Annotated in this window: 11 protein-coding genes and 3 pseudogenes; 4 read left to right on the forward strand and 10 right to left on the reverse strand. The window is 73.6% G+C overall.

What is annotated here, in order from left to right:
• Nucleotides 1-715: pseudogene (locus ACFYNO_RS40165) on the forward strand (XRE family transcriptional regulator); the annotation flags it as partial.
• A 33-nt stretch (nucleotides 716-748) separates the two neighbouring features.
• Nucleotides 749-1,648: a phosphotransferase family protein gene (locus ACFYNO_RS40170; RefSeq protein ID WP_388023457.1), complete on the forward strand. Its 900-nt coding sequence runs from the start codon at nucleotides 749-751 to the stop codon at nucleotides 1,646-1,648.
• An 18-nt stretch (nucleotides 1,649-1,666) separates the two neighbouring features.
• Here the strand turns inward: ACFYNO_RS40170 and ACFYNO_RS40175 are convergent.
• A pseudogene (locus tag ACFYNO_RS40175) lies at nucleotides 1,667-1,822 on the reverse strand (oxidoreductase); the annotation flags it as partial.
• Here ACFYNO_RS40175 and ACFYNO_RS40180 point away from each other — a divergent pair.
• A complete protein-coding gene (locus ACFYNO_RS40180; protein ID WP_388023459.1) occupies nucleotides 1,787-1,975 on the forward strand; it encodes a hypothetical protein in 189 nt (62 codons plus the stop codon). The pseudogene ACFYNO_RS40175 and the gene ACFYNO_RS40180 sit on opposite strands and share 36 nt — an antisense overlap.
• A gap of 102 nt (nucleotides 1,976-2,077) precedes the next feature.
• Here ACFYNO_RS40180 and ACFYNO_RS40185 read toward each other — a convergent pair.
• From ACFYNO_RS40185 to ACFYNO_RS40215, 7 genes and pseudogenes are all read right to left on the reverse strand, one after another.
• Nucleotides 2,078-2,609 (reverse strand): annotated as a pseudogene (locus ACFYNO_RS40185) (IS481 family transposase); the annotation flags it as partial.
• A gap of 185 nt (nucleotides 2,610-2,794) precedes the next feature.
• A complete protein-coding gene (locus ACFYNO_RS40190; RefSeq protein ID WP_388023462.1) occupies nucleotides 2,795-3,193 on the reverse strand; it encodes a hypothetical protein in 399 nt (132 codons plus the stop codon).
• Nucleotides 3,194-3,921: 728 nt separating this feature from the next.
• The gene (locus tag ACFYNO_RS40195; protein WP_388023464.1) at nucleotides 3,922-4,953 is read right to left on the reverse strand and encodes a MupA/Atu3671 family FMN-dependent luciferase-like monooxygenase; all 1,032 of its coding nucleotides are present in this window, start codon (nucleotides 4,951-4,953) and stop codon (nucleotides 3,922-3,924) included.
• Nucleotides 4,953-7,367 (reverse strand): amino acid adenylation domain-containing protein, encoded by a 2,415-nt coding sequence (locus ACFYNO_RS40200; RefSeq protein ID WP_388023467.1) that lies wholly within the window; start codon nucleotides 7,365-7,367, stop codon nucleotides 4,953-4,955. The genes ACFYNO_RS40195 and ACFYNO_RS40200 overlap by 1 nt, the downstream gene beginning before the upstream one ends.
• A gap of 50 nt (nucleotides 7,368-7,417) precedes the next feature.
• On the reverse strand, nucleotides 7,418-10,855 hold the full coding sequence (locus ACFYNO_RS40205; protein WP_388023469.1) for an amino acid adenylation domain-containing protein: 3,438 nt from the start codon (nucleotides 10,853-10,855) through the stop codon (nucleotides 7,418-7,420).
• Between the two features lie 11 nt (nucleotides 10,856-10,866).
• Nucleotides 10,867-13,524, reverse strand: coding sequence for a beta-ketoacyl synthase N-terminal-like domain-containing protein (locus tag ACFYNO_RS40210; RefSeq protein WP_388023472.1), 2,658 nt, complete (start codon nucleotides 13,522-13,524; stop codon nucleotides 10,867-10,869).
• A complete protein-coding gene (locus ACFYNO_RS40215) occupies nucleotides 13,521-16,766 on the reverse strand; it encodes an amino acid adenylation domain-containing protein (RefSeq protein WP_388023474.1) in 3,246 nt (1,081 codons plus the stop codon). The genes ACFYNO_RS40210 and ACFYNO_RS40215 overlap by 4 nt, the downstream gene beginning before the upstream one ends.
• Nucleotides 16,767-16,885: 119 nt before the next feature.
• Between ACFYNO_RS40215 and ACFYNO_RS40220 the strand changes: the two genes are divergently transcribed.
• Complete coding sequence (locus ACFYNO_RS40220) at nucleotides 16,886-17,134, forward strand: acyl carrier protein (RefSeq protein WP_388023476.1); 249 nt, start codon at nucleotides 16,886-16,888, stop codon at nucleotides 17,132-17,134.
• A 213-nt stretch (nucleotides 17,135-17,347) separates the two neighbouring features.
• On the opposite strand, the gene ACFYNO_RS40225 is transcribed toward ACFYNO_RS40220, so the two are convergent.
• The gene (locus ACFYNO_RS40225) at nucleotides 17,348-17,926 is read right to left on the reverse strand and encodes a thiamine pyrophosphate-dependent enzyme (RefSeq protein WP_388023478.1); all 579 of its coding nucleotides are present in this window, start codon (nucleotides 17,924-17,926) and stop codon (nucleotides 17,348-17,350) included.
• A gap of 4 nt (nucleotides 17,927-17,930) precedes the next feature.
• Nucleotides 17,931-18,455: a thiamine pyrophosphate-binding protein gene (locus tag ACFYNO_RS40230; RefSeq protein WP_388023480.1), complete on the reverse strand. Its 525-nt coding sequence runs from the start codon at nucleotides 18,453-18,455 to the stop codon at nucleotides 17,931-17,933.
• Nucleotides 18,456-18,842 lie beyond the last annotated feature (387 nt).

Here is an 18,842-nt window from a genome sequence, read left to right on the forward strand (position 1 = left end):
CGCCACGCTCATCGCGGACGCCCTGATGAAGCTCGGCCGCATCCACCACGCGCACCGCTGGTACGGCACCGCCCGCACCGCCGCCGACGACAGCGGCAACTTCGAGCTGCGCGCCCGGGTACGCGCCCAGGCGGCGATGCTCCCGTACTACTACGGCCCGTTGGACGCGGCGATCGACCTCGCCCGCCAGGCCCGCCTGCTCAACCGCAACCGCCCGACGGCCACCGGCGCCCTCGCCAGCGCGGCGGAGGCCAGGGCGCTCGCGCGGAGAGGCGACGCCACCGGAGCCCTGGCGGCGATCACCCACACCCAGGAGCTGTTCGCCCGCTGCCAACCGGGCCCGGCTTATGACGCCTGGGCGTTCCCTGAGCGACGGCTCTTCCTGTACCTCAGCGGTGCCTACACCTACCTGGGCGACACGGCGCGCGCCCGTGCCATCCAGCAGCAGGCGCTCGCCCTCTACCCCGACCGGACGGGCATCGACCCGGCGCTGCTCAACCTCGAAGAGGCGATCTGCCTCGCCCGGGAGCACAGCCTTGCCGAGGCCTGCCAACTCGCGGGCCGCACCTACCTCCGGGTACCGCCGGCTCACCGCACCGACATCCTCGGCTCCCGCGCGCAGGACGTGATCCGGATACTCCCGACGAGCCTGCGCACGGCCCGCGCCGTCCGCGAACTCGACGAGATCCTGGCACTGCCTGCCGCCTCGAAGTGACAACCAGACCCTCCGTCAGCCAGCCTTGCTCCCATGAGCACACCGGTGCTGGTCGGCGGCTTCGCCGCGGCCGAAGCGACCCGAATCCTCGATGCCGCCTGCCGCCTCGCCGGGCTCGACCCGACGGGTGCGGTGCTGCTGCGGGGCCACACCAACGCCGTCTTCCGCCTGCGCTCGGCTCCCGTCGTCGCCAAGGTCGCGCGCTCCGGCACCCAACTGGCGGAAGTCAGCCGCACCGTGCGCCTCATTCAGTGGCTGACCAGCCTGGACTTCCCCACCGTCCGCCTCTTCCCGGTCGAGCAGCCGGTGGTCGTGGAGGCCCACGCGGTGACCTTCTGGGTCTATCTGCCGCAGCCCGACCACCCGGTCAGCGCGGCCCAGATCGCCGATCCTCTCCGCCAACTGCACCAGTTGCCCACCCCTCCGGTTCCGCTCCGGGCGCTCGACACCGTCGGGGCGATCCGGCGCTCGATCGGCGCCATCACGGTGCTCGGCGCCGACGACCTCCAGTTCCTCACCGACCGGGTGGATCATCTCGAGAAAGAACTCGCCGCCCTCCGCTATCCCTTGCCGCCAGCGATCCTCCAGGGCGACCCGCAGCACCGCAACGCCCTGCACGACGGGCCGGACGCGGTGCTCTGCGACTGGGACACCACGGCCTTCGGCCCGCCCGAGATGGACCTGGTCACCGTCGAGATCCACTGCCGCCGCTTCGGCTACGGCAAGGCCCACTACCGCGCCTTCGCGGACAGGTACGGCTTCGACGTCACCGCTTGGGAGGGCTACCCCGTGCTCCGCGACCTGCGAGAGCTGCGCATGATCACCACCAACGCCAAGCGCACGGACGCCTCAGGCCGCACGCTGGCGGAGGTGGCCGACCGGATCGACGGCCTCCGCCGCGGGGACGATGGGATGCGCTGGCACATCCTGTAGTGCGTCCGGCCCGCCTGGCTAACCGATCGCCATTGCGGAGTAGTAGGCGTCGAGTACAGTCTGCGCCCCGGTACCGGCCGCCGTGGCGATCCGCTGTCCTCGGGCCGACCGCAGATCGCCGGCAACGAGGACGCGGGGGTGTTGCCGGGCCGGCGGGCAGTATCCGTCCGGACCGGCAACTGCCCCGAATTCACCCGTGTCGCGGACTATGTACTGCTGCGCGACGACGCGGACCTCGCCAGCCCGCCATCCGTCTGGACGCTCGAGGAGATCCGCGCCTTGTTCAGCGGGGTCAAGGACGGAGAGTTCGACCGCCTTCTCGGCTGACCGGCACAGTGGCTGGAGGCTCCAAAATTCCCTCGCCTACGCTGGACTGCGATTTGGTCGGCTTTCGTGATCTTCGTCGGGCCGCGTTGCAGTACTCGTGAATGACCGGTCCAGGAGTTCGTGGCGGCAGGTCTGCACCCAGCGCTCCATGATGGAGTTCATCCGAGGCATGCGGATGCCGGAGAGCACGATCTGGATGCCGGCGTCGCCCAGGATCTGGTCGAAGAGCGCGGGGAACTTCGCGTCCCGGTCACGGATCAGGTAGCTGACGGCGGCTCCGGCATCCTCGAGGTCCATGACCAGGTTCCGGGCGACCTGGCCGACCCAGTGCGCGGTGGGATGCGCGGTCGTCCCCAGGACGCGGACGATGGGGGCACCTCCCGGCCGAAGGCTGGGGGGAGGCGTGCTCGATCACCGCAAGGATGTACTGGCGCTGGCCGGCCAGGGTGACGGTCCCGATAAAGTCGCACGCCAGGAGCGCGTCACCCTGGGAACGCAGGAAATCGGCCCAGGTAGTGGCGCTGCGATCGGGCGCCGGGTCGATCCCTTTGGCTTTGAGTATCTCCCAAACGGTGGAGGCGGCGACCCTGACACCGAGAACCGCGAGTTCGCCGTGCACGCGCCGGTACCCCCACAATCTCCACATCCTTGTCGCGGTCGCTCATTGAGAGCAGCCGCAAGGCGGCGAACGCGTTGGTGACGATCAGGTATGCCAGGCGAAGCAACACGAGTGATCATCCTGCCGCAACCGTCGAGCAAGGCCTTGAGCTGCGTGGATGACATTCTCGGCAGACGCAGAGCCACCCGACCGGTCCTCGTTCACATGCCCGGCTCCCGAGGGTAGAGAGGGATGTCGTAGCCCTGGTCACGGAGCCACTGGCAGGTTGCCGCAGCCCGGTAACTGCTGTCGAAGGAGGGAAAGGAGTCGTCGGACTTCTCTACGGTCTGGACGCTCTTCTCGTCGTCCACCATCCTCCGGACCACGGCATCGGCGATCAGGACCGCGGTATCACCACCGAGGTCGCCGTGGTCACGCCAGCGAGTCACCCGCTGCTTGGCCTGCCGGGCCAGCCGGGCGCTCTCCGCCGCGTGCTCAGAGCCGACCGCGGCCACCGCCGCCTCATTGGCCGACCGTAGCCACTGGCCCAGGTAATCAGTGATGACCTGTCGGGCGACGGTGGCCCGCCACTCGTCCCGCTGCTGGTCGCCATCCTTCACACCCGTAGCCTATCGAGAAGAGCCGACCAGGTGCAGGTGTCGGCGAGACCCCGGGCGGTGCGGACACCGCAGGCCGGCACATCAGCGGCCGTGGTAGCGCAGTAGATGGTGTAGTGAATCCACATAGTCCTGCCCAACCAGCGCCGCGAGATGACCCGCATGATGATCACCGTCGCCATCACCCACACACACACACACACACACACACACACACATCACCCGCGTCACAGCCGGCGACGAAGAACTCACCCGCATCACTGGAGCCCGCACCCCCCCCCGGTCTCCCCACCACCGTCCCCGCCATCGAACGCCCCCGCCGCAACACCTCCACGAGCCGCAGTCGGCACAGCCGCCCCGCCCACACCGCTGCCGGCACCCGCGCCACCCCGGGCTCCTCCGGCCGCCGCCGCGCGCCCCGGCGCCGTCAGTGCCCCGGCCACCGCCTGCCCCGGCGGAAACGACACCCAAGGAGTCCCCCTGTGACCGTCACCCTCGACCGCACCCCGGACGCTTCCGCGGAGACGGTCACATAGCTGATCAACTTCCGAACGACATTCCCGAAGCTCCTCCGACTACGTGCGGCGGCACCTCCAGCTCCAGTGCCGCGCAGGCCCATTCCACGTTGGAGAATGGTGCGAGTCCAGCCTCGGACACAGACAACTGCCCTGCGGAAAGGTTGAGATTCAAGTGCGCAGTGCGCGCGCATCCGCTGGGCGCCGGGGGACGGCTCAGAGCTCAGCGCAGGCCTTGTTGAGGGCGGCCAGCGCGTCGAGGCCGGCCAGCACCTGATCGGTCGGCAGGCCGAAGTCGATCAGGCAGGCGATCTCGTCCACGCCGAGCTCGGCCAGCTCGGTGACCAGTGGCAGCGCGGTCTCCGGCGAGCCGATCAGGCAGGAGGGGACGAACCGCTGGAAGGCGATCTCCAGCAGGTCGTCCAGATCGGCCTCGGCCGCGGTGCCGACCGGCGCGGTGCCGGGCTGTCGCAGGCCGAACAGGTCGAGCGAGGAACGCAGGTACTCCTTGAGCGGCGGGCGGGCCCGGTCCAGTGCGGCCGACGGGTCGGGGTCCAGGTGGGTGTGCAGCATCACCGCGACCCGCTCCGCCTCCGGCGGGTGGCCGTGCTCCTCCAGAGCGGTGCCGTAGTCGGCGAGGCGCTCGGCCAGGTCGTCGGTGCTCTGGCCGAGCAGGTGGGTGAGCACGCCGGTGCCTAGCTCCCCCGCCAGCGCGAAGGTGGCGGGCGAACCGGCTGCGGTGATCCACAGCGGCAGCCCGTCGCGCCGCGGCCTCGGGTGGGTGCGCACCTGGTAGCTCACGCCCTCCGGCCCGATGCGGGTGACGGTGCCGCCCGCCCAAAGGGTCCGCAGCTCCGCCAGTTGCTCCCGGAGCACCTGCTTGTGGCGGCCGAACACCGCGGGGGCCAGCACGAAGTCCTGCGGGTTCCAGCCGGAGGCCAGCGCCACTCCGGCCCGCCCGCCGGAGATCTGGTCCACCACCGCCCACTCCTCGGCCACCCGCAGCGGGTCGTGCAGCGGCAGGACCACGCTGCCCGCCCGCACCTCGGTGCGGCTGGTTACGGCGGCGACGGCGGCGCCGGTGACCGCCGGGTTGGGGAACGGGGCGCCGAAGGAGTGGAAGTGGCGCTCGGGGGTCCAGACGGCGGCCAGTCCCTCGGCGTCGGCGAACCGGGCGGCGTCCAGCAGCAGCCGGTACTGCTCGGCCGGGGCGTCGCCGTTGGCGAAGAAGAAGAGGCTGAACTTCATCAGGAGGCGCTCCGGTGCTGGGGTGCGGCAGGTGACGGGGTGGCGGATGACGGGGTGGCAGGTGACGGCGTGGCGGATGACGGCGTGACAGGTGTCGGCAGCCGGGCGGTGTCCACCTTGCCGTTGGCGTTCACCGGCAGTGCGTCCAGCACGGTGAAGGTGGCAGGCACGAAAGCGGCGGGCAGCTCGGCCGCGAGCGCCGCCCGCGCACGGGCGGCGAGCCCGTCGGCCGGACCGGCGGTGACCAGGTAGGCGTCGATCCGCCGCTCGCCCGCTTCGCCGCGGACGGCCAGCGCCGCGTCCAGCACCCCGGGCACCCGGCGCAGCGCCAGGTCGATCTCCACCGGCTCGACCCGGTGGCCGCGGATCTTCAGCTGCTGGTCGGCCCGGCCCAGGAACTCCAGGTCGCCGGACGGCAGCAGCCGGACCCGGTCGCCGGAGCGGTAGCCCGGCTGCCCGGCCAGGCGCGGAAAGCGCTCGGCGGTCAGCTCGGGCAGGCCGAGGTAGCCCTCGGCCACGCAGGGGCCGGCGATGTCCAGCTGGCCGACCGCACCCGGGGCGACCGGCAGTCCACCCGGTCGGCCGAGCGAGAGCCGCACGTTCTGGATCGGGCGGCCGATCGGCGCGTGCCGGGGCCACCCCTCGCTCGGGCCGGTGAACCGGTAGGAGGTGACCACATGAGTCTCGGCCGGGCCGTAGTTGTTGACCAGCCGGCAGTGGGGCAGGGCGTCGAGGAAGGCGATGGTGCGGCCGGTGAGCCGCAGTTGCTCGCCGGTGGTGGCGATCTCGCGCAGCCCGGCGAACCGCTCCGGGCGGTCGTGGAAGACGGCGGCGAGCGAGTGCAGCAGCGAGACCGGCAGGATCGCCTTGGTCACCCGGTGCTCGGCGAGGAAGTCGGCGAGCAGTTCGTGGTCGTGGCGGGTCTCCTCGTCGGCCACGTGCAGCGATCCGCCGGCGCACAGCGCCGCGAAGATCTCGTGGAAGGCCGCGTCGAAGCCGAGCGAGGCGAACTGCAGCCAGCGCAGCGCCCGGGTGTGGCCCTCCGTCTCCCAGTGGATCAGGTTGGCCAGCGCCCGGTGCGGGAAGACGATGCCCTTCGGGCGGCCGGTGGTTCCGCTGGTGTAGGTCAGGTAGGCGGCGGCCGCGCCGGGCACCGGGACCGGCGCGAACGGCCGGGCGGCCGCCAGCAGCTCCTTGGTGCCCGGCAGTTCGATGGTGCGGCGCCCGGCGGCGAAGGCAGGCGGCTCGCCGGTGTCGTGCAGCACGGCGGCGGGCGCGCAGTCCTCGACCATCAGGGCGAGCCGGGCGGCCGGCAGCGCGGGGTCGAGCGGCACGGCGGCCGCGCCTGCCCGCAGCACGCCGAGCACGGCGCCGACCGACCGCGCCCCGCGCGGCAGCGCCAGGCCCACCCGGTCCCCCGGCAGCACTCCGTTCTCCGTCAGCAGGGCGGCAATCTCCGCCGCCAGCACGTCGATCTGACGATACGTCAGGCTTTCGTCCGGATCGGCCAGGGCCACCCGCTGCGGCGCCCGCGCCGCCCAGTCGGCGACCAGCTGGTGCACCGCCCGGTCCGGCACCGGCACCGCGGGGCCGGTCAGCGCGGCGGCGGTCTCCTCGCCGGCCGGGTCCTGCTCGGCGAGCGGGCGCTGCGGCTCGCTGGTGAGCCGCTCCAGCAGGCGGGCGAAGCCGCGCTGCCAGCCGAGCACGGTGGCCCGGTCGAACCGGTCGCTGTCGTAGCGGAACCGGCCGCCCAGGGTGCCGTCCGGCCGGAGCCGCCAGTCCAGCGACAGCTCGTACCGACCGGACGGCCGGTCGAAGTCCACCGGGTGTGCGGTCAGGTCGGGTTCGGGCAGCGGTTCGCTCCCGTCCGGGCCGTCCGGCATGGTGAGGAGCACGCCGACCAGGTCCTCGCCGCGGTGGCCGAGCCGCTGGGCGAGCACCTCGAAGGGCAGGTCCTGGTGGTCGAAGGCGCCGGCCAGCCGGCGGGCGGTGTCGGCCAGCAGCGCGTCGAAGCCGCGTGCCGGGTCGAGCACCGTGCGCACCGGCAGGGTGTTGACGTAGGTGCCGGCCGGCTCCGCGGTCTGCGGGCGATGCCGCCCCGGGACCGGTACGCCGATCACCAGGTCGGTGCTGCCGGTCAGGGTGCCGAGCAGGGTGCCGAAGGCGGCCAGCAGCACGGTGAACGGCGTGACCCGGGCGCGTTCGGCGGCGGCCCGGATCAGCCCGGTCTGTTCGGGGGTGAGGGCGAACTCCAGCTGGGCGCCGCGGAACCGCCGCCCGGCGGACTGCGGGCGGTCGCCGGGCAGTTCCAGCCGGCCCGGCTCGCCGGCCGAGGATCGCCAGTAGTCCAGCCGGCGGTCCGCGGCCGGCGAGCCGAGGAAGGCCGCCCCGGTCTCCCAGTCACTCTCGGTCATGTCACTCTCCCGGTCGGGGTCGTCGGTCGTGGCAGGGCCGTGACAGGGCCTCAGGAGCCGGCCGGCCCGGTGCCCTCGGTCAGGCGCTTGCGGCGCACCTGCTCGCGGCGGCGCTGGCGGGCCTGCGAGAGCTCGGGCCGGGTCGCGGCCGGGCTCGCCGCGGCGGCGGGCCCGCCGCGCAGGTGGGCGGCGAAGCCGCGCGCGGTCGGGTAGCGGAAGAGGTCGACGATCCGGGTCTGCGGCGCGGCCCGCTCGCGGACGGCGGCGAGCAGCGCGGCGACCAGCAGGGAGCTGCCGCCGGACTGGAAGAAGTCGTCGTCCACACCCAGGTCCGGCCGGCCCAGCACCTGGCGCCAGCAGGCCAGCAGCTCGGCCTGCAGCTCGTCCGCCGGGGCCGCCGCCGGGGCCGCGGAGGCCTGCGGCGGGTCGGGCAGGGCCCGGCGGTCGACCTTTCCGCCGGTGGTGGTCGGCAGGGCGGGCAGCTCGACCCAGGCGGTCGGCAGGTACGGGTTGGGCAGGTCGACGGCCAGTGCGGCGAGCAGTTCCTGCGGGTCGGGTGCTGCGGCCGGGTCGGCGGGCACGTAGTAGGCGGTCAGCACGGCCCGGCCGCCCGAAAGACGGACCGCCGCGACCCCGGCTGCCACCGCGGGCAGCGCGAGCAGCGCCCGCTCGATCTCCTCCAGTTCGATCCGGTAGCCGTTGACCTTGACCTGGTTGTCCAGCCGGCCGGCCAGCTCCAGGTCGCCGCCGGGCAGCCGACGGGCCAGGTCGCCGGTGCGGTAGCCGCGCCCGCCGCCGGGCAGCGTGACGAACCGCCGCGCGGTCAGCTCCGGTGCGCCCGCGTAGCCGCGCGCCACCCCGTGGCCGGTCAGCACGAGTTCGCCGAACATCCCGGTGGGCAGCGGCCGCAGCGCATGGTCCACCACCACCGCGCCGGTGTTGGCGAGCGGGCGGCCGATCAGGATCCGGTCAAGCTGGTCGGGCACCTCCCAGGAGGTGGACCAGACGGTGGTCTCGGTGGGCCCGTAGACGTTGAGCACCCGCGGGATGCCGAGGCCCTTCAGCCGGTCGGCCAGCTCGCGGTCGAGCGGCTCCCCGCCGACCAGCAGCAGCCGCAGCCGGGCCAGCGCCGCCGGGCCGTCCGCCAGCATCAGCACGGTGCGCAGCAGCGTCGGCGTGGCCTGCAGGGCGGTGGCACCGCTCGCGGTCAGCAGCTCGGGCACGGTGAGCGGGCCGGCGGCGGGGTCGGCGGCGGCCAGCGTCTCGGCGTTCTCCGCCAGCGTCACCGGGACGCCGCGGGCCAGGGTCCAGAGCAGCTCGACCACTGCGATGTCGAAGGTGACCGCCGTGACGGCCAGCCAGCGCGCCTGCTCGGGCAGCGGCACGGCCCGGTCCAGCGCGGAGAAGAGCGAGGCCAGGTTGCCGTGGCTGATCTCCACACCCTTGGGCCGGCCGGTGGAGCCGGAGGTGAAGATCAGGTAGGCGCTCTCCTCGGGGGCGGGGCGGTGGGCGGGCTCCGGCCCGGCCGGGGTGCCGAGCAGCCGGCCGAGGTCGAGCCGGTGACCGGTGAACTCCGGGCAGTGCGACGGGTATTCGGGGCCGGTCAGCAGGGCGCTGCAGCCCGCGTCGGCGAGCATCGCGGTCAGCCGGGGCTGCGGGTCGCGGCCGTTGAGCGGCACGTAGGCCAGGCCGGCCTGCCAGACGCCGAGCAGCGCCGCGACCAGGTCCGGCGAGCGGCCGACCAGCAGGCCGACCCGCTCGCCGGGCCGCAGGCCGGCGGCGCGCAGTCCGGCGGCCACCGCGGCGGCCCGTTCGGCGAGTTCGGTTCCGGTGCGGCGCACCTCGCGGAAGGCCAGCAGCGGTTCGGCGCCTCCCCCGGCCAGCCGGGCGGCGATCCGCTCGGTCACCGGCTGCCAGTCCCCGCCGGGCGCCGGGTCGGCGGGCTCCCGCTGCGCGCGGGCCGGCTCGTCCTCGGGGCCGAGCAGCGAGAGTTCGCCGACCGGGCGGTCCGGCTGCTCGGCCATCGCGGTGACCAGCCGCTCGAACCAGCGGACCAGCCGCTGCGCGTCCTGTGGGCTGAACAGCGCGGTGGCGTGGATGAGTTGGCCGAGGTAGCCGTCATCCTCCTGGCGCAGCTTCAGCATCAGGTCGTACTGGGCCGAGTACACCGGCTCCGGGGCCGGGCCGGTGGTGACCCCGGGCAGCTCCAACTCGGCGTCGGGGTAGCTCTGGTAGATGAAGATGCTCTGGAAGATCGGCGCGTGCGCGCTACTGCGCTCCGGCGCGACCTCCTGCACCACCTGGTCGAACGGCAGGTCCTGGTTGGCGAAGGCGTCGAAGGCGGAGCGGCGCACCCGGCCCAGGTAGTCGAGCACGCTCTCCCGCTCGTCGATCGCCGTGCGCACGGTGATCGAGTTGAAGAACAGGCCGAGGGTCTGCTCCAGCGCGGTGTACGGCCGGCTGGCCAGCGGGCTGCCGACCGCGATGTCGGTGCTGCGGGCCATCCGGGAGAGCAGCAGCGAGTAGGCGGCCATGAAGACCACGTACGGGGTGGCGGCCGAGCGCTCGCAGAGCTCGCGGACCAGGCCGAGGGTGCGCTGCGAGAGCCGGAAGTCCAGGGCCTCGCCGCGGTAGCTCTGCACGGCCTCCCGCTGCCGGCCCTGCGCGGTCTCCACCAGCGGCGGCAGGTCGGCCAGTTGCCCGCGCCAGAAGGCCTTCTGCCGCCGGGCCAGCTCGCTGCCCAGCCAGGACCGCTCCCAGAGCGCGTAGTCGGCGTACTGGACGGCGGGTTCGGGCAGCTCGGCGGAGCGGCCCTGGACCCGGGCCGCGTACAGCTCGGAGAGCTCGCGCCGGATCACACCGGTGGACCAGCCGTCGGAGATCACGTGATGCTGGGTGACCACCAGGATCCAGCGCCGCTCGGCACAGTGGATCAGGTCGAAGCGGACCAGCGGCGCCACGGCCAGGTCGAACCTGGTGCGGGTGATCTCGTCCATCAGCGCGTCCAGCGCCCCGTCCCCGGCCCCGGCGCCGGTCAGGTCGTGGCGGCGGAAGTCCGCGGGCAGGTCGGGCTGCACCACCTGGCACAGGCCCTCCGGCGTCTCCCGCAAGGCGGTGCGCAGCGCCTCGTGGCGGTCCGTCAGCCGGTCGGCGGCCCAGCGCAGCGCCGACTCGTCGAGGTCGCCGGTGAGCGTGCTGGCGAAGTACATGTTGTAGATCGGCAGGTCGGTGGCGAGTTGCTCGATCAGCCAGAGCCGCTGCTGGGCGTAGCTGGCCGGTAGCGGCTTGGACCGGTCGGCGCGCTCGATCCGCACCCTGCGGCGGGCCTCCTCCTCCGCCCGCTCGCGCAGGAACTGCAGGATCTCCTCGCGACGGGCGCGGATCAGTGCGGTGGTGGGGTCGTCCAGCACGCCGGCGGGGGCGCTGACCGAGAGCTTCCCGTCCGCGGCGGCCAGCCGCACGCCGCGCTGGGAGAGGTCTTGCAGCAAGCCGATGAGGGTCACAGTTCGACCAGGTCCAATCCGTCGTCGGTGCTGCCGGTGGTCAGGGAGCTGTAGAGCCGGCCGGCGGCCAGGTCGGCCTCGACCAGCGCGGCGGTGTCGGCGAGGGTGTCGGCGTCCAGGAAGTCGCCGAGGGTGAGCCGGACCCCGAACCGCTCGCGGATCCGGGTCAGCACCTGGGCGGCGATGATCGAATGGCCGCCCAGCGCGTAGAAGTTCTCCTCGGCGGCCGGCTCGTCGACGCCGAGTACCTCCGCCCAGATCGAGGCCAGTACCGCCAGTACCCCGGCCGGGCCGTCCGCCGCCGCGGGGGCGGGCCCAGCGGGCGCGGCGGGCACAGCGGGCGCGGCGGGCACAGCGGGCGCAACGGGCACAGCGGGCGCGGCGGGCACAGCGGGCGCAACGGGCACAGCGGGCGCAACGGGCGCGGGCGCAACGGGCGCGGGCGCGCCGCCCGCGGGGATGGCGGCCGGGTGCCAGTGGCGGTCGCGCTGGAACGGGTAGCGCGGCAGGGCGAAGCGGGCCGGGCGGGGCCCGGCAGCGCGCAGGGCGGCCCAGTCGACCTCGGCGCCGCGCTCCCAGCAGTAGGCGGCCAGCCGTAGCAGCGCCTCGCGGTCCGCCGGGTCCGCGACCCGGGGCAGCCGCTCGGCCGGTGACGGGCCGGGGGCGCCGAAGGCTGCCGCCTCGACCAGCTCGGCCAGTTCGGTCCCGGTGAGCCGGTGCCCGGCCGGGAGGGCGCGGTCCAGCGCGGTGGAGCGCAGCTCGATCCGCGGCGGCTCGGGCGAACTCCCGGCCAGCTCGGCGGCCAGGGCGGCCAGCAGCCGGTGGCCCTCACCGGCCGCGCCCAGGTCCAGCGCGGCCAGCGCCTGGGCCTGGCGCAGGGCGAAGTCCCTGGCCCGGTCGGCCGGCAGCGCGCCGCTGTGGGTGAGGGCCGCGAACTCGCCGGTGCCCTCGCCGTGCAGCGCGGTCGCGGCGATGCCGAGCCGGGCCAGTTCGGCCAGACCGGCCAGCTGGGCGTCGAACTCCCGCCCGGCGGCGGCCGCGACGGCCTTGGCGTCGAAGGAGTCGCGGTGCTCGGCCGGCGCGGTGGGCGCGAGCGCCAGCACCAGCTCGCGGTCGGTCACCGGCTCGAGCTCGACCAGCGCGGAGAGCCCGGACCAGTCGTCGACCACCAGGGCGCGGCGCAGCTCGCGCGGGCGCCGATCGTCCTGCAGCGCGGCGGCCAGCGCGGGCAGCGCGTCGGCCCGGCCGGCCTGCCCGGCGGTGGCGGCGGAGAGCAGCTCTGCCCGGGCCTGGGCGAAGGCGCTCGGGTTGTGCGCGGAGAGCGGCAGCACCTGCGGCCCCTCCGGCACCGGGTCGGCCGAGGGTCCGGCCGCGGCGGAGGCCTGTTCGAGGATCAGATGGGCATTGGTGCCGCCGACGCCGAGCGCGGTGACGGCGGCTCGGCGCGGGCCCTCGGGCTGCGGCCAGGGCTCGGTGGCGGTGGCGATCCGCAGGCCGCTGCCGGCCAGGTCGATCGACGGGTTCAGCCGCCGGTGGCCCCGGGTGGCCGGGACGACGCCTTCGCGGACCGCCAGCACCGCCTTGACCAGCCCGGCCACGCCGGCCGCACCGTCCAGGTGGCCGACCGTCGACTTGACGGCGCCGATCGCGCACGGGCTGCTGACGCCCAGCGCCCGCCTGGCCTCCAGCAGCGCGGCCAGCTCGACCGGGTCGCCGAGCGGGGTGCCGGTGCCGTGCGCCTCCAGGTAGCCGACCGTCGCCGGGTCGATCTCCGCGTCGGCCAGGGCGGCCAGGATCACCTCGCGCTGCCCGGCCACGCTGGGCGCGGCGAAGCTGAGCCGGTCGGCGCCGTCGTTGTTCAGCGCGGAACCGCGGATCACGGCGTGCACGGTGTCGCCGGCCGCCAGCGCGTCGGCGAGCCGCTTGAGCACCAGCACCCCGGCGCCGCTGCCGGGCACCGTGCCGTCGGCGTCCGCGTCGAACGGCCGCAGCTCACCAGTGGCGGAGAGCACCCCGCCGTCCTCGGCCAGATAGCCGTGCTCCTGCGGGAGGGCGAGCGAGACGGCGCCCGCCAGCGCGGCGTCGCACTCGCCGTTGAGCAAGCTGGTGCGGGCCAGGTGCACAGCCGCCAGCGCGGTGGAGCAGAGGCTCTGGACGAAGACGCTCGGCCCGCGCAGGTCCAGGTGGTAGGAGAGCCGCAGCGGGAGCGCCGAGGCCGTGCTGCCCAGCCCGGGCTCGGCACCGGCCGCCCGGAGCAGTTCGCCGTAGCGGTTCTCCCCGCTGCCGCAGAAGACGCCGATCCGCCGGTCGGCGGGCAGCCGGGCCCAACCGGCGTGCTCCAGGGCGTGCAGGGCCTCCTCCAGCATGACCCGCTGCTGCGGGTCCATGGCGGCGGCCTCGGCCGGGGCGAGGCCGAAGTAGGCCGCGTCGAAGTACTCGGTGTCGGCCGCCCGGCCGGCCACCGGCAGGTACCGGGGGTCCTCGGCCAGGGCCTGGGGCACGCCGGCGGCGGTGAGGTCCGCCGCCGTGGTCGGGCCCAGCGCGCTGCCGCCGCCGAGCAGCAGCGCCCAGTAGTCGTCGACGGTGCGGGCGCCGGGCAGGCGCGCGGACATGCCGACCACGGCGACGGCGCGGTCGTCGGTGCTTGGGGTCATCGGAGTCCTTGGTGCGGGACCGGGGCGCTCAGTGCGGCTGCCACGGCGGCGACGGTGGGGAACTTGAACAGGTCGGTGACCGGCAGATCGGCCTGCAGCTCACGCCGCAAGCGGGCGTGCAGCTGAATCAACTGGATTGAGCTGCCGCCGAGTTCGAAGAGGCTGAGATCGCGCGGGATGCGCTCCTCGGTGGTCTGCAGCACCTCGGCCCAGAGCGCGGCGAGCCTGCGCTCCAGTCCGGAGCGCGGGCGGCGGGAGGCCGGCAGGGCGCCGTCTGCCGGCACGGCGGGCGCCAGCGCGGGCACCGCCCGCAGGTCCACCTTGCCGCTCGCCGTCAACGGGAACTCGTTTAGTTCGACGAGCAGTTGCGGCAGGTATCCGGCGGGCAGCGCTGCGGCCAGGGCCGTCCGCAGCCCGGCCTGCTCGACGGCGGCCCCCTGGTGCGTCAGGTAGTAGAGGGTCAGCTGGTCGCGGGCCTGGCCGGCGAGGGCGACGACGGCGTCGCGGACCCCGGGGTGGGTCAGCGCGGCGGCGACCAGCTCCGCGGACTCCAGCCGCACCCCGCGCACCTTCAACTGGCCGTCGATCCGCCCGAGGTAGTGCAGCCGGCCGGCCGGGTCGCGGCGCACCAGGTCGCCGGTGCGGTAGAGCCGGGGCCCCTCGGGCAAGCCGGGCTCCTCGGGCAAGCCGGGCTCCTCGGGCAGGCCGGTCAGCTCGGCCAGACCGGTCGGCTCGGCCAGGCCGGTCGGCTCGGGCCGCTCGGCGAACGGGTCGGGCCGGAAGGACTGCCCGGTCAGGTCGGGCCGGTTGAGGTAGCCGATCGCCAGCGGCAGTCCGCCGAGGTGGAGTTCGCCGGCGAAGCCGTCGGGCAGCAGCTGGCCGCCGGTGCCGAGCACCAGCGCGCGGCAGCCGTCGATCGCCCTGCCGATCGGCACCGTGCCGTCCGGGCTCGGCGGGTCGGCGGCCGACCAGCGGTGGAAGGTGGCGTCGATGGCGGCCTCGGTGGGCCCGTAGAGGTTGACCACCCCGGCCCCGAACCGCTCGGCGGCTCGCGCGGCCAGCTCCTGATCGAGCACCTCGCCGCCGAAGCAGGCCAGCCGGAGCCGCCCGTGGTCCAGCCGGGCCGGCTCGGCGAGCACGGCCTTGGCCAGCGTCGGCACGAACTGCACGACGGTGACGTCCAGTTCGATCAGCTCCCGGGCCAGTCGGGCCGGGTCCCGGTGGGCCCAGGCCGGGGCCACCACGACGGCCGCGCCGACGGTCAGCGGGAGCAGGTACTCCCAGACCGAGGCGTCGAAGACCGCCGGGGTCTTGAAGTACACCCGGTCCTCGGGGCCCAGCCCGAACTCGGCGGCCTTCCAGCGCAGGTTGTTGGCCAGCGCCCGGTGCGGCACGCTGACGCCCTTGGGCTGGCCGGTGCTGCCGGAGGTGGTGATCACGTAGGCGGGGCCGGCAGCGCTGACCGCACGGTCGGGGCCGGTCTCCGGCCCGGCGGCGGTATCCGCCGGCGGCACGTCGAGCGAGGCGGTGAGCACCACCGTGTCGGAGGCCGCCCAGGAGGGCCGGCCGCCGTCCGCGGTGAGCACCGCGGCGGTGCCGGTGTCGGCCAGCAGGTAGGCCAGCCGGCGCGGCGGTTGCTCGGTGTCCACGGGGAAGAAGGAGCAGCCGGCCCGCAGCACGCCGAGCGCGGCCGCCACGAACTCCGGCGAGCGCGGCAGGGCGAGCGCCACCACCGAGCCCGGCGGCACCTGGCGGCCGACCAGCTGGGCGGCGACCCGGCCCGACGCCTCGGCCAACTCGCGGTAGCTCCAGAGGCGTTCCGCCGTAACCAGGGCGGTCGCGGCGGGGGTGCGCCGGCTGTGCGCAAGGAAGGCCGCCGGCACCGGCACGGGCGCGCTCACCGGCGGCCCATCGGCGAGCAGCCGCTCGCGCTCGGCCGGGTCGACCAGTTCCACCGCGAGGGCGGGTGTGGCAGGCGCCTCGACCAGCTGGGCGAGCACCCGGGCGAACGCCGCGCCGAACCGCCGGGCCCGGTCGCCCGGGCAGCGGCCCGGGTCGTACTGCAGCCGGGCGGTGGTGCCTCCGGCAGAGGTCTCCACGGCGAGCAGCAGCCCGGTCTTCGGGTAGCGGGGGTAGATCGGGATCCGCTCCACCACCAGGCCGGCCAGCCGCAGGTCGGTGCCGGTCAGATCGTGCAGGGAGAGCATCGCGGCCGGCTCGGCCGGGGTGCGCAGCTCGGTGCCGGGGGCGTTCTGGTGCTCCAGGCACTCGAAGAGCCGGTCGGCCGCCCGCGCGGCGTACTCCGCCACGGTCTCCCCGGCGGCCGGCTCCAGGGCGCGGAACGGCAGCAGGTCGGTGAAGAGTCCGACGCCCTCCGGGTGGGCCGCACGGTTCCAGTCCACCGCCGGGTAGCCGAGCAGCGCCCCGCCCTCGCCGCAGAGCAGGTGATGGGTGGTCAGCGAGAGGGCGCCCAGCAGCAGCGAGAAGAGCGAGGCCCGCTCGCGGCGCACCGCGAGTTCCAGACCGGTGGGCAGCTCGATCGCGAACTCCTCGGCCGGGCGGGCGGTTCCGCCTCGCTCCTGGCCGGCCGGTCGGCCCGGCAGACCGGCCAAATAGCCCCGCCAGAACTCCGCGTTGCGCGCGGCCTCGGCCCGGCCCGGTTCGCCGTGCTGGTCCAGCGCGTAGGACAGGTAGGACAGTTCGGGCACGGGAGGCTCGCCCGGAATGTCGCGCGGCATAGCGCTGTAGACCTCGGACAACTCGGCGCAGAGCAGTGCGACGGACGGCGCGTCGATCACCAGGTGGTCGTACACCATCAGCAGGAGGGAATCCGTACTGCTCCCGACACGGATCAAATGGGCACTGAAGCGCAGCGGCGCCGCGGGGTCGAACGGGCGCGAGGCGAGTTCGCGCAGCAGCGCGCCGCCGTCCGGTGCCACCGATTCGTGCACGGCGAGCACCCGGTCGGGCGGTGGTGCGATGACCTGCCAGGGTCCTTCGTCAGCGGAGTGGGACCGGCCGGCGGCTTCGGGAAGTTCCTCCACCACCCTTGTGCGCAGCACGGGGTGAGTGAGTGTCAGGTGTCGCAGGGCGCTCTCCAGCGCCTCGGGATCCACCTCTCCGCGCAGCCGGAAGGCCATCGGTATGTGATAGGAATCGGTACCCCGATCGAGTAACTGGGCCAGCCAGACGGCTTCCTGTTGCCTGGTCAGCCGAATCGCGGCGGGTACGGCGCTGTCCATCTCTCACCTCCGCCGATACAATGTCACACATCAGATTTTATGTCTCCCCTTTTCTCCGGCCCGGGAGACACCCCTGCGACCACCGGGCCGCACCCCTGCGACAGAGGAGCACGTACACGATGGACGCCACCCACTCCGCCCCGAACACTCCCGAGGCCCTGCGCCGCGCCGTCCGCGGCGCCTGGGCGACCGTGCTCCAGCACGGCGACTTCACCGACACCGACCCGTTCTTCTCCGTCGGCGGCAACTCGCTGCTCGGCGCGCAGCTGACCGCCGTGCTCGGCGCCGAACTGGGCCGCCGGGTGCCGGTCCGCCTGCTGATCGCACACCCGACGGTCGAGGAGCTCTCGGCGGCGCTCGCGTCCTGACCAAGCCGCCAAGCCGGCTCACCCCCGCCCTGACCTTCCATCAGCACCGGGGCGCGGCCCACGGAGTGACCACCTCACCAGCCCCCTTCGCGGCGGGGCGCAGTGATCAACTCCCTTGCAAGGTGCCATGTCACACGTGTAATTTCAACCCGTCTACGATGGAGGTGGCCGATGCGCCTGCGACACCCGAGGACCCGGGGCACACCGGCCGACTCACGCCGTCAGATGCCGCGTGAACCGCCGGGCGACGCCAAGGAGGTCATCGGTGATCCTCGGCGGCGGCGGGGTCGAGTCCGGCTCGATCAGGCAGCGGATGAAGGCCGGCCCGGCCAGCTCCCGGTACACGAGCCCGAGCGCCGCGGTCAGACCGTCCAGCGTGTCCACCGTCCTGACGGAGCGCCAGCCCGCAGCGACCGCCCACCCCACCAGATCGACCTGCGGCGCGGGGGACCGCTGCCCACCCGTGGAGTCGTAGCACCCGTCGTCAAGCACCACGTGGATCAGCGGAAGGTCGACCATGCCGCCGGCGCAGATCAGCCCGCCCGGATTCATCAGCAGGCTCCCGTCGCCGTCGAGCACCAGCACCGGCCGCCGGGCGGACAGCGCGACGCCTGCCCCTACGGTCAGCGCCAGGCCCATCGAACCGGTCATGTAGAAGTGGTTCGGCCGGTTTCCCAGTGCGGCTCCGATGCGGGAGGTGAAGCCGGTCGTGAATATGGTGGGCAGTTCCGGAAGGACGGCCATGGCGCCCGCCACGGCCGCGGTCTTGGAAAGTGATGTCGAAAGCACCATAGCCTCAGACGCTCCAGGAGAACTCGTCGGGACGGACCAGCAGGGCGAACGGGCGGCGCTCGGCCGCCACTATCCGATAGGCGTTCTGCATGCAGTCGGCGGCATGCTCGGACGACAGATAAAGGAATTCGATTCCGAGGCCGTCGAGAATTGCTTCCGTCAGTCGACCCATGGCCAGGTTCTCGGTGGTCGCGTCAGGGCCGGTCCCACGCATGCTGACAATCAGCAGCAAGGGGATCCGATACGGCACGGTCAACGAGGCCAGTGCATTCACCGATTGCCCGAAACCGGAGTTCTGCATCAGCACGACCGGGTGGCCACCCGCGAGCCCGACACCCGCGGCCAAGCCAACGGCACTGTCCTCACGTGCGACGACGTGGTAGTCATCCCCCTCCTCCAGGAGCGCGAGCAGCGGCGCCAGGACTCCGCAAGGCGTCCCGAAGAACGGCCCGAACCCCGCGGAGAGCAGCGCTTCATGGACGGCGCCGGCTGAATTCACTCGCTCGTCCAGCACATTGGCTTCAGTCACCGTTTCCCCTTCAAGTTTCGCCCTCGGCACTCATTTTTCAGTACTCATGCAGCAGCACCGGCCGACCTTCCTCCAGGCTGCCTCAAAAATCCGTCGCAGGGCAAGTGATACAGGTCACAATGGCCATCTCTTGAACGCGGCTTGTACTGCGCTAGGCTCACCGGGAATTGGATTCGATGCGAACATTGACAACGGTCCGGCAAGTTTTGAAGGCGAAGTTATCCCACGCCGACCCGGACCTTCCGACAGGCTCTTTATCGCGTTGTGCGGCCCCCTCGAACTGCTGAGAAACAGCTTCCGCTTCCCCGCGGTGCGCAGTCGGGACCCGAGGCTCCGGCCGACTCCTGACGGGGCCCACCCCACACCCCGTCACCCGGCGTCCCATCA

Source organism: Kitasatospora sp. NPDC006697, assembly GCF_042869935.1.
Lineage (GTDB): Bacteria > Actinomycetota > Actinomycetes > Streptomycetales > Streptomycetaceae > Kitasatospora.